Source organism: Streptomyces sp. SKN60, assembly GCF_026236535.1.
GTDB lineage: Bacteria > Actinomycetota > Actinomycetes > Streptomycetales > Streptomycetaceae > Streptomyces.
Map to the genome: position 1 here is coordinate 1 of NZ_JAHTMW010000043.1, position 11,327 is coordinate 11,327.

Consider the following 11,327-nt stretch of genomic DNA (forward strand, 5'->3'; position numbering starts at 1 on the left):
CACCTTCGACGGCCGGCTCTCCGCAGCCCGTCAGTAACCCCGAACACCCTCGTTACACCGTTCGATTGACAGACCCCTCGACGTGGCAGGGAGGTGGTGAACGACGTCTGCCTGCGGGCAGGGCTCGCCGGCAGACACCAGGGTGGTCAGCCTTCTGCGGAGACCAGGTCCAATATCGCGGGAGCGCACCCGCTTGGCACGGGTTTGAGTAGTGATTACTCGATGGCTGCCTTCGCGTGCGGTGCAGGGTGAGTGTCAGAGCCGTGGCCGTTGCCGGTGGGGTGGCGCTCCGCCCAATAGATAGCGGCTGTGCCGCCCGCTCTCTCGAATGGGAACTACGTTCATGGACGCCTTCTTCTCTATGCCCCCCCGAGACCCCCATCGCCGCTTCGATGCCGTGTCCGCATGCGGTCCGGCCTTACGCCTTCCATGGTGTTCGGCGACAGGAACGGGTCCTCACCGTGGCAGGGCTGGTGAGGGGACTGCTGGTCGGCTTGGGGCCAGGCGGAATCCGCGGTGGCCTGCAGGGATACCGTGCCCGCCCTGAGCGCGGGTTCCGGGCTGCCAGACAGACCTGGAGCACCATCCGCCAGGCTCTGATTGGTCCGTCCGCTGACGGATGCGTAGTCGACGCCGTGCTGCTGATGGGCTCCGTGCCGTGTAGACAGCGCCTGGGGTAAGGCCCCGCCACAGGCGCCAGAGTCAACCCCGAGTGCCCGAATCAGCACGGTCAGGTGCTCCAAAATGGCGGGCGCGCATCGTCGAGTGCCTGCTGCTCCGATGTGAAGTGCACTGAGTCGAGTACCGCTGAGAGCCTGCTCGGGGGCGGGCTGGGGTCAGCTGCTGCGGTGAACCTGTAAAGACCGTTCGGCCCGTATCTGGGCATGAGAGATCGTCCGCTGTACGGCAGTTGGAGAGCGCATGAGTGTGAAGGACCTGGGTGTGAACCAGCCGCAGGGCTCCGACAGTGGTGTGTCCGCAATGGCTGCGGAGCAGCTGCTGGAGGCGGTGTACCGGGAGTATGGGCCTGCTCTGCTGAGGTTCCTGGTCGGGCAGTGCGGCGGGGACCGGCAGCAGGCGGAGGACATCATGCAGGAGGTGATGGCGCGGGCATGGAAGCACGCTGACAAGCTGGCCACCATGGAAGCGGCCGGTGTGCGTCCGTGGCTGGTGACGGTGGCACGCCGACTGGTCATCGACGCACACCGGGCGCGCCAAGCCCGGCCGGCTGAAAGCGGCCCGGAACCCCTGGATCTGGTCGCGGGACCGGATGAGGTGGCCCGGACGATGGCGACGATGGTGGTCTCCGAGGCGCTGGACACCCTGAGCGAGATCCATCGGCAGGCTCTGATGGAGACCTATCTGGAAGGCCGCACTGTCGCCCAAGCCGCCGCTCACCTGGGTATCGCGGCCGGGACCATGAAGTCGCGGATCTATTACGCCCTGCACGCCATGCGCCTGGCCCTGCAAGAAAGCGACGAACGAAAGGCAGCCTGGTCGTGACCACGACACCACACTTCCACCCGGACGTAGCCGGTTACGTCCTCAGTGTCCTGGACACGGCCGACACCGAGGCCTTCGAAGAACACCTTCTCACCTGCCATGCCTGTGTACGCGAGGGCGAACTCCTTGGGGACACGGCCATGCGCCTGCACGCCTTGACTCCACCCGGCCGACAAGGACCTGGGGTGTCTGCGGTCAGAGCTGATGACGCCGTGCACGGGGGCACTCTCACTGCCGCAGAGGAACAGGCGGAGCCGCTCGCCGCAGCGATACCAAGCAAGGAACTGCTGCCGCGAATCCTGCAGTCGGCGAACCGGGAAAAGAACAAGTCCAGGCGTAGGAGTGCGATGTGGGGGCTGGCGGCGGCAGGCGCGATCATCGCGGGTCCGCTGGCCACTCTGGCGGTCACTTCGGACCGCGCCGCTACGACCGACTCGGCCGCTGCCTCTGCGCCGGCTTTGGCCGGGCAGGTGCGCACCGTCCGGGACACCGACAGCGGCGTCACGGCCACTGCCGGGATCCAGGGCAAGGGCTGGGGCAGCGCCATCACGGTCCGCCTGTCCGGTGTCACCGGGCCGGAACGCTGCAGGCTGATGGCCATAGGAAAGGACGGCAGTGCCCAGCCGATCGGGTACTGGAGCGTGCCAGCCACCGGCTATGGCACCCCCGAACACCCCGAATCATTGTCCGTCAATGCCGCCACCGACCTGACTCCCGACCAACTTGCTCGCCTGGAAGTACGCACCACCAGCGGTCGCACCCTGGCAACCATCCCTGTCTGACACACCTGCAGGCACCGCCACCGGCACAGGATCCGGTAGGACCGCACATGGACCTGCGCCTGATGCGGACCACGGACACCCCGCTACGGGACCGGGCGGAAGCAATCAGCCACTTACCCGGCCCGCGCGTAGCGGCTCGTAATCGTCACGGAAAATTAGGGAGCACGATGAGAAAGCTAGGTCCTCTGATCACACTGGGGGCCGGCGCGCTGCTGGCCTCAGGGATCGCGATTGCGAACACTGGCACCTCGACACCCACGGCAAACCGGCAGGCAGCCGCTGCTGCCACACCGGCTGCCCCCACGAGTACCACCCCCGGCGGGAGCAGCGTTACTTCTACCGCACCGGTGCCCACGCCCGGGAATGCTTCCATCCCGGCTCCAGCAGCAAGCTCGTCTGCGCCGCTCTCGCCGCCTGTCGACTATGCGGGGCGAGTCACCGGTGGCAAGATCGCGCTTGCGATCTCCGTACAAGGTGGCAAGGCAGTTGGTTATCTGTGCGACGGCAAGACGGTCGAGGCCTGGATGTATGGCACCGCCGGTGCAGACGGCACACTCGAACTGGCCGGTAAGAACGGTGCCGCCCTGAACGGCAAGCGGGCCAACGGACACGCCGTCGGCACTGTCGTCGCAGCTGGCCGCACCTGGGCCTTCGACCTGGCCAAGACGGACAAGCCCGGCGCGATCTACCGCGCCACCGGCACCACCGCAGGCAAGCAGCTACGAGCCGGCTGGGTCATTCTGCCTGATGGCACGCAGACCGGCCTTGTCAGCCTGGGCAACACCCATTCCCCCGCCCCTCAACTCGACACCGCTACTGGCCAGGTCGAGATCGGAGGCTTCCGGCTGAACGCAACCCCTCCCAGCCCCGCGACAAGTCACCCCGCAGACTTCTGACCTTGCATCGTCCGGCGACATCCCGAGTATGGTCTCTCACCTTGCCGGGCCGAGTCGACACCGCCATCCGGTGAAGGAGCCTCATACGATGGCATCTCCCCCTCCTCTGCCCCCCACATCACCGCCCCCACCACCTGCACATCCCGACGAGCCGCGCTCCAATGCCCTCCGTATTGTCGCGCCGTTGCTGATTGGGGCAGGAGTGGCAGTGGCCATGGGCGTCTACGGGCGCACTCACACGCCCAGCGGGGTGTCGGTCAACGTGGCCGGCTTCTCAAACCCGCAGTCGGTCAAGTCCTGGCTCGCCACCGCCGCCGCCGCACTCGCCGTCATCCAACTCCTGACCGCGCAGGCCATGTGGGGCAAACTTCCCGGTGCCTCGCACCTGGCCTCTGTCTCCTGGCCTGCCTCCCTGCACCGCTGGTCCGGGCGCCTGGCCTTCCTCGCCGCCGTCCCCGTCGCCGCCCATTGCCTCTACGCCCTCGGCTACCAGGCCTTCGACATCCGCACACTGGGGCACTCTCTGGCCGGCTGCTTCTTCTTCGGCGCCTTCACCACCAAAATGCTCCTTCTGCGCACCAGGCGACTGCCCGGTTGGGCACTGCCGCTGATCGGCGGAGCCGTGTTCACGGCGCTGATAGTGCTGTGGCTCACTTCCGCCGTGTGGTTCTTCACCCTCAACGGAATTCACTACTAACCGCCCCGTTCTCGGAGACACCATGCCTGATCAGCCCCTTTGCCCTCAGACGTACGCATCCGACGGTGACACGGCGCCGCCCCCCGCGGCGGCTGGACCGACGCGGCGCACTGCCCTGGCCGGCCTGGTCGTTACCGCCGCCGCCATCACAGGTTGTAGCCGCTACGGCGAAGGCACTGCGCCGGACGCGCCAGCCCAACCGGCCACCACCCCAAGTGACAACAACAGCGGCGTGACGCCCTCGGCAGCTGCCCTGGCCTCCACCAACGACATCCCCGTCGGCGGCGGCAAGATCCTCGCCGAAGAAGGAATCGTCCTCACTCAACCCGAGCCCGGACAGTACAAAGCGTTCTCTGCCGTCTGCACCCATGCCGGCTGCACGGTCGCGACGGTTGAATCGGGAACCATCAACTGCCCTTGCCACGGCAGTAAGTTCCGCCTCGCCGACGGCACCGTCGCCAAGGGACCGGCCACCCGCCCCCTAGCGCAAACCCCCATCGCCGTTACCGGCACCACCATCACCCGCGCATGAACCGACCGAGCCTCTAGCCGTGCACGAATGGAAATTCCATGCAGATCAAATCAGCGGCATACGCTGGCGAACTTGGATCTGCATGGAATTTCCATGACCTTCCCGGTGAGCTTCTTTCATCCTGAATCGTCGCAGTTCAGGAAACATGAACGGCTTGGATGATGATGCCGATGCGGCAAGCAGAGGGAGGGCGGCCAAGACTCCCCGTGAACTTGAGCACGTGATGGGTACTCCGCGAGGGCGCATTGACGGCGCTGCCTGGTCTCGGCCGGGAGTAGCCGAAGGCGGTGACCCGGTCGGGCCGAGTACGGGTGCCGATCTCCTCGTCGAGTACTGCCCAGAAGCTCTCCGCGGCAGCATCGACGACGAGTTCGGCAGGCCTCGCCTTCTCGTCCGGCCGGTCCAGCAAGCGGTGCTTGCGGCCGGGTGACCCGCGGATGTCGCGTTCGCGCATGATGCCGGCGATGCACTTGCGGCTCACCCGCTTCCCCAGACGACACAGTTCGGCGTGGATACGCGGTCGCCTTCAGGATCTCGATCGTCTGCTGCTCACGGTTCTCCTTGTGGAGCCACTTGAGCCCGTCGGTACTGGTCAGGCTCGCCGGGGTCCTCCCCCGTCTGCCTTGCCTGGCCGTACAGCCGCGCAGGGACTCGGAGCTGATGCCGAGTTCCCAGGCGGTGGCAGTGACCCTCTTGCCCGAGAAGTCGACAAGCGCGATCGCGTTCCGCTTGAACTCCTCGGTGTACCGCTTCGTGACTTGCCTCCCATCCGGTGCTGTTTCCCTGCAGCTTAAGGTCCCCGTCTCCGGGTGCCGCGGTCAAGGGAGGCTTCATCCGCTTCACCATCCGGGACCAGTTCACGCGGGCCGCCGACCTGCACCACAGCCTGAACCATCGCCACCACCACGGCCAGACAGGCCTTAACCGACTCATACCCCGAGCAATCACTCAAGCTCACAACATCCTGAGTTAGGTGCCGGATACTCATGATCTACTCGACAATTTCATGGTTTCCTGAACCCGTACCGCAGTTCAGTCATTACAGCGCATCCAAGGTCGACCGATTCGATTGAGGCGCATATAAACTCGCGAGGGTCAAGAAAAGGAAACCCTTCGAGCAGGCAGCCCCATATGGACAATTCCAACAGTTCACGCGACTGTCAAGGTCGATTTACGTAGATGCGAACCAGGGGGAGCCGCACTCTGCTCAGGCTCCCGGCAGAAGCCCGAGCCGTTTCGAAGGAAAGACACACCCGATCTGACTCTAGACCGAAATGCCACCTTCCCGAACAGTAGCTACTCTGAGGACGCCATGGAAGATGTCGAGATCCTGAACAAGATCAATTTGCAGTTCATAGAGGCCTTCAGGAGGGGTTCATGGGAAATCCTGAGGCCAATCCTGTCGGACTCATTCTCCTACCTGGATGGATCAACTGGCGAAGTTTGGGACCGCCATTCCTACGCCATCGACCTCGAGGGAAATGCGATCCCAAAAATCGAGATAGACCAGGTTGTTGTTCATGTCGACGGGGAGGTCGCAGCCATCTCTGCCCGAGTATCAAGCGGGTCCGGCAAGTACAGCCGATACCTGGATACATATTTCAAGCGAGATGGCCAATGGCTGTGTTCTCACGCATGCGTATGGCCTTTGGCGTGAAAACTCGATATCTGCTTTCCAGTGTGCCCATCCGCTAATGCCAGTGCCGTCATCGGTACGGCCTGGCCTGCTGGCTGCTCGCGTTCGTCTCACGGGCAGCAATGCCCGCCAATGACTGAACCCAGTTCACCGCCGTGATGGAAGCGACCGGGGGCTCCGGATCGGATCGGGCCGCCCTCGGGTCCGGCGCTATCACGTCCTGTGCGACAAGGCCACGCCTCGAAAGCCATCCGCACCTGGCCCTGCACCGCCGCGACATCCCTCACACGGTCCCCGAGAGGGCCGACCAGGCCGGCAACTGAGCCCGGCGAGGCAGTCGCGGCGGCCGCCCGCTTCGACCGAAAGGCATACGAGCACCGCAACTCGGCGCCCGGCGCGAGCCGCTGACCGGGCGCCATCCGGCATCTGGCGAGGCGGCCAGCCGCCGGGTCCTGGCGCGGGTCGACGGTCATGCGCTCGGCCGACGCCGACTTGCCGACCCGCCAGCCGAAGGGCCTCCCGGCCAAGGAACCACACACGGTCGCGGTCGACGGCTAGAGTCTTCGCGGCTCGACCCGCTCGACTTGTCCCTCTCGCGGGCCGCTGATCACGTCCCCTGGCACTGGTGGTCCGCCCACCAAGTCGCGAATCTCCAGCTTGCCGTCCTGGCCGTCACGGTGCACGGCACGCGCCCTGCCTGGCGGAAGGCCTGGTAGAGGGCAGCATCGGGGTGCGTGGTACTCCCCTCTATCTGCACCCGCTATGCAAGCCGGAACCCCGAATTGTCCGCCAAGCCGCCCGGGAATGTCATTCCCGATGGCACTCGATGGGCTGTTGATCGGTTTAGGTATCGGTTGCTCAGGTGGCGGCAGGCGGGGACGGAGGAGGGTGGTCAATAGAGGGATGCAGATCCCGGACACATCTGATGATCTGCTCCCCAGACCTGAGGCAGTTCCTCCCGGAAGTGATCGCCATGTATGCCACCACCGTTCTCGACAGCCTCACCGGCCAGCCTGGCGGCGCAGGCATGCGGCAGCAGAGGGACGGTGCTGACACCGGGGGCACTCCCACAACGCGCGTCCCCGCTCCCCGTAAGCCGATCGACGACGATGTCGCACAGGCGCTGGAGCATCGCCCGGAAGCGGCAGCCGAGGCCCGGCACACCACTCAGACCGTTCTCGAGGCGTGGCGTGTGGGCTCGGAGACGATCGACGCGGTGGTGCTGGTCGTCTCGGAACTGGTCACCAACGCTGTCGAGCACGCTCGCGCCCCGCTGTCCCTACACCTGCACCGTGAGCGGTCCGGTGGTCGGGTATGGGTGGGCGTCACCGACGGCGGCCCGGCACCGCACGACGGTGCGTGGACCTCGTCCTGCACCCAGGACGAGCACGGACGCGGGCTCAGCATCGTATCGATGCTGGCCGACGTCCACGGCGTCCGGAGCCACGCCGGCGGCGCCACCCACTGGGCCCGCCTGACCGCAGCGTAACCGCCCTTCCAGAGCCCGGCCCCTCACTGACAACCACAAGGGGCCGGCCGGCCCGACCGCACCAGGGGACACGCGGCGGATCGGGCCCAGGGGCGGGGTCCCCAACCGGCCCTGCGGGATCTCGCCCCCTTGTCGTGTCGACTCCAGCCCGGCCCGGTGCGGTGATCATGCCTTCAGCGTGAAGTCGGGCCGCGCCCGCGCTGAGGAGTGTGTTCAGTCCCCTGGTCGACGCCGGGCGACGTGTGTCCGGAGGGCTGAGCTTTCGGTGCTGCGCGCGTAAACGCCACATCGGCATGGACCTTGCCCTGGGGCGCAGGGTCGGCAGATGCAGCACCGCAGAGGTTGAGAACGGCGGGCGGCAGCACCCCGCAGGCCGCCTGCCTCCAGTCTTTTGTACGACCGAGGATCGGGCCTGGCAGACGGCTGCTGTAGCAGCGCCGCCTCTGCTCGCTAGCCCGTTCGATCGGTGTTTGTTGCCCGTCGCAGGCCGACAGGCAAAGCATGCGGGCGATATCCGGCGACACTTCGGCCTCGGACACGGAGCACTTCCGCGTGAAGGCGGCTACATGCCACGCGGCGCGGCCGCACACGGTACGGGATCTCTCGCCGCCGACGAGATGGAGTTACGACTCAACGGTCACCGCCGTTGAGTCGGCCCGGACTCGGCAAGCAGCCACTTCCAGGCCTCCGCCGACCTCAGCCCGTACGTCCTGCCGGCGAACGTGGTCACCAGAGACATGGAGTGCTCAAGCAGCTCATCACGGCTGCCGAGCTTCTGGGTGTTGCCCTCAAGGGTGACGCCGCACGTGGACACAGACGATTGAGTCAGCCGACGCCGAACCGGGCGGACGGTCCTGATGGGCCACCGCCCCACCGTCCCGTCCCCGTCGGCAACTGCCTCGCAGCAGACGTTGCAGTGCGGCCCGGTTCTCTCGGAAGCCCAAAATGCGGTCCCAGAACGCGCCTTCACCACCCGCCAGACGAGGGTGGCCGCAGCTCGGCTTCCGGTGCCTACCCCGGGGACTCCCTGCCTGACAATCCGGAAGCGCGCACGCATAGGGTTTCCAGTCCTACACGACTGCTGTAGTCGGCCTGATCGGATGGTGGTACCCCTGCTCAGCCTGAGCTTGCGTGACGCCGAGGAGCTGGCGAGCGCGGCATCGAGGCGGCTTTCGAGACGATCCTCCATTGGTCCAGCCGGTCCGGGCCAGCCCAGCCGCAGCCTCCCTATGCCGACGCCGGCCCGCGGCTGGGCAACAAGCACCTCGACGAGGTTCGTCGTCACCATGTGCGGCAGCAGCCGACAGCTCACTCAACCTGAGAGTGCCCCTCGCTCCCCTCGAATCGCGTTGGCCCGCCGGGCACGCGTCACATCTCGCCGAGTCCAGATCAAACCAGCCGCGGTTGCCGGATACGGCTGGCACGCAGCGGGTCAAAGCGGCGCCGTAGCGACTTCAGGCGCGTTTCCCATGTCCGAGGCGAGTACCGAATACTCATGCCGGAGATATGCCTATAAATCGATCCTGGAGGCATGTACCGAACCGAGCCCGCTGCGGGGCGGACGGCTCGCCGTGAGTCGAACCCTCCCCCGGGGCCTGATGTGATCCAGAGGTCGCCATGGCCGCCCACCCGCAAGCCGCCGCTTCTTCCCTCCACCTGACCCTCGCAGCTGTGTACTCCGAAGCCACCGGTTCCGCTGACATCGCGAACCGGGAGCTGCTTCGCCTCAGCTCAAGGCAAATCCTGCGGGCCTTGGCGCGCCTGCGCTATGCACCGAAGCCACCGGACAGCCTGGGAAGGTACTACCTGCAAACTCTCCATGAGACGATCCGCCTCCGCCTTGCGGACGTGACGGACGGGGCTTCCGCCTCGGCTTGGCTTGTGCAGGTTCTGCGCCGTATCGACGAGGGTTCCGCGGATGCGCACGACTACGCCCGCTGGGCAGCTGCTGGCAGCCGCGCGATGAGTGGCGTACTGGAGGCCGTGGAGCCGGGCAGTCTGCTGCCCTATCTGAGCATCCATGTGGTCGCCGACCAGATCCACTCCAGGATCGCGGGCGCGCTTGAGCCCATCGCCACAGCTCTTGCCAAGAGCCCGGAGTCGCGGGTTCGGTTCGCAGGCCGACATCGTTGACGTTCCGTTCCATGGCTGCTCGTTGCGCTGACTGGACCACAACGCTCGCACGAGGGCGGCCGTACCCGCTCCTGTGCGTCGCGAACCGATGCGGCTTTGCCAAGTGGCGAGTTCAGGAAGGCTTGTCACACCCCGGGCGTCCACGGCCTGACGGGAGCCGCGCGAAGGGGCACAACGCCGCTGACTGATCCGGTGCGCAGGTGCCAGGAGACCAGGCCGAAGAAGGCAAAGCAGCTGTTGTTCACGTGCATCGGTTCCGACTGCCTTGTCCTGGAAGAGCCCCGTAGAAAGAAGGTCGGTGAAAATAGCGCTCCGCATCTGGCTCTTGTCAGCTTCGCGGCTCCAAGCACGGCGCGGCCCGGGTCCCGGAACGCAGCGCGTGTCATGAGCAATTGCCCTGCTGCTGGCCTCCGCTGTGTCTGCTGCTTCAGCGCACGCGCCGTCGAGTCTCTCTTCCTGGATCTGATCGAGTCTTCCTACACGGTGCTCGAGGAACGCGCCCTTCGCCGGCTGATCGCACAGACAACCCGCCACGCTCGCCGGAAGGGCCCGGATCTCCAGTCAGACGACGGCCTCTAGCACACCCCTCTCGCCCTCGCCGTTTGCCTGCCCTGCCCTGCCCTGCCCTGCCCTGAAGGAATCTCATGCATCGTCCCGAGTCATCTACCGCAATCCGCAGACGGCAGCGTCTGGTTTCCGCATTCCTGGCAGTCTGTGCAGCTCCTCCACTCGCACTGACCGCGACCACACAGCCAGCCGCGGCAGCTTCCCTGGACACCTGGGACAGAGTCGCCTCCTGCGAGAGCAGCGGCAACTGGTCGATCAACACAGGGAACGGGTTCTACGGCGGTCTGCAGTTCACCGCCAGCACCTGGGCGGAGTTCGGCGGCCAGGCCTTCGCACCGAACGCGCATCTGGCCACCAAGGAACAGCAGATCGCCATCGCCGAGAAGGTGCTTGAAGGCCAGGGCCCGGGCGCGTGGCCGGTCTGCTCGGTCAAGGCAGGCCTCAATCGCGGCAGTGACGCACCTCAAGAGGAGATGCCCACCCCTGACACAGGCACCACACCACCGGACGACATACCGCGTCCTGCGGCTGTCTCCGTGAGTGCCTCGGCCGGCACAGGGTCCGTATCCGCGCGCCTGCAGGCATGGCTGCCGGTGTCAGGCGGGACTATCAGCACTCCGTACCGACAGGCGGGTAGCTGGGCAGCGGGATTCCACACCGGTGTCGACTTCGCTGTCCCCGCCGGTACCGCCGTGTTTGCCGTGGCTCCTGGCACGGTGATCTCCGCCGGCTGGCAGGGTGCTTACGGCAACGCGGTCGTCATCCAGCACGACGACGGCATGTACTCCCTCTACGCCCACTTGAGCACCGCCTCCCTCGCCGAAGGCGAGAGGGTCACTGCAGGGCAGCGAATCGGCCTGTCAGGCAGCACGGGAAACTCCACCGGCCCTCACCTCCACTTCGAGGTGCGTACAAGCAACAGCTACGCCGCCCACATCGATCCCCTCGCGTACCTGCGCGGGCTCGGCCTCACGATCTGAGCCGCGCTCAGGCCATGCCCGGGTACCGGAAGAGGCCCCACACACACTTCGTGGCCGTCGCGCGCTTACCCGGCGCGGGGCGGTTTGGACAGGGAGAAACGACAGGTGGCAG

11 protein-coding genes and 1 pseudogene are annotated in these 11,327 nt (G+C 66.1%); 9 read left to right on the forward strand and 3 right to left on the reverse strand.

Annotated elements, in window-relative coordinates:
• Positions 1-921 precede the first annotated feature (921 nt).
• From KV205_RS35690 to KV205_RS36480, 5 genes are all read left to right on the forward strand, one after another.
• Positions 922-1,503, forward strand: a complete 582-nt coding sequence (locus tag KV205_RS35690; protein WP_265869199.1) for a sigma-70 family RNA polymerase sigma factor — start codon at positions 922-924, stop codon at positions 1,501-1,503.
• Positions 1,500-2,285 carry a hypothetical protein gene (locus KV205_RS35695; protein ID WP_265869200.1) on the forward strand — a complete coding sequence of 262 codons (786 nt, stop codon included), beginning with the start codon at positions 1,500-1,502 and terminating at the stop codon, positions 2,283-2,285. Before KV205_RS35690 ends, KV205_RS35695 begins: the two co-directional genes overlap by 4 nt.
• 347 nt (positions 2,286-2,632) lie before the next feature.
• Entirely contained in the window at positions 2,633-3,181 is a 549-nt protein-coding gene (locus tag KV205_RS35700; protein WP_265869201.1) for a hypothetical protein, read from the forward strand.
• An 88-nt stretch (positions 3,182-3,269) separates the two neighbouring features.
• Positions 3,270-3,878, forward strand: a complete 609-nt coding sequence (locus KV205_RS35705) for a DUF6529 family protein (RefSeq protein WP_374214780.1) — start codon at positions 3,270-3,272, stop codon at positions 3,876-3,878.
• 232 nt (positions 3,879-4,110) lie between these two features.
• A complete protein-coding gene (locus KV205_RS36480) occupies positions 4,111-4,410 on the forward strand; it encodes a Rieske (2Fe-2S) protein (protein ID WP_308404129.1) in 300 nt (99 codons plus the stop codon).
• Positions 4,411-4,546: 136 nt separating this feature from the next.
• Here KV205_RS36480 and KV205_RS35715 read toward each other — a convergent pair whose 3' ends face one another.
• Together KV205_RS35715 and KV205_RS36685 are read right to left on the reverse strand one after the other, a co-directional pair.
• Entirely contained in the window at positions 4,547-4,924 is a 378-nt protein-coding gene (locus KV205_RS35715; protein ID WP_374214781.1) for a hypothetical protein, read from the reverse strand.
• A 46-nt stretch (positions 4,925-4,970) separates the two neighbouring features.
• Positions 4,971-5,153 (reverse strand): annotated as a pseudogene (locus KV205_RS36685) (hypothetical protein); the annotation flags it as partial.
• Positions 5,154-5,722: 569 nt separating this feature from the next.
• Between KV205_RS36685 and KV205_RS35720 the strand changes: the two are divergent.
• A complete protein-coding gene (locus KV205_RS35720) occupies positions 5,723-6,067 on the forward strand; it encodes a nuclear transport factor 2 family protein (RefSeq protein WP_265869203.1) in 345 nt (114 codons plus the stop codon).
• Positions 6,068-7,019: 952 nt separating this feature from the next.
• Positions 7,020-7,535, forward strand: a complete 516-nt coding sequence (locus tag KV205_RS35725; RefSeq protein WP_265869204.1) for an ATP-binding protein — start codon at positions 7,020-7,022, stop codon at positions 7,533-7,535.
• A gap of 637 nt (positions 7,536-8,172) precedes the next feature.
• Here KV205_RS35725 and KV205_RS35730 read toward each other — a convergent pair.
• Positions 8,173-8,349, reverse strand: coding sequence for a hypothetical protein (locus KV205_RS35730; RefSeq protein ID WP_265869205.1), 177 nt, complete (start codon positions 8,347-8,349; stop codon positions 8,173-8,175).
• 857 nt (positions 8,350-9,206) lie between these two features.
• On the opposite strand from KV205_RS35730, the gene KV205_RS35735 reads away from it, so the two are divergent.
• Both KV205_RS35735 and KV205_RS35740 read left to right on the forward strand, forming a co-directional pair.
• Complete coding sequence (locus KV205_RS35735; RefSeq protein WP_265869207.1) at positions 9,207-9,668, forward strand: hypothetical protein; 462 nt, start codon at positions 9,207-9,209, stop codon at positions 9,666-9,668.
• Positions 9,669-10,312: 644 nt separating this feature from the next.
• Positions 10,313-11,215: a transglycosylase family protein gene (locus KV205_RS35740; protein WP_265869208.1), complete on the forward strand. Its 903-nt coding sequence runs from the start codon at positions 10,313-10,315 to the stop codon at positions 11,213-11,215.
• The last annotated feature ends 112 nt before the right edge of the window (positions 11,216-11,327 follow it).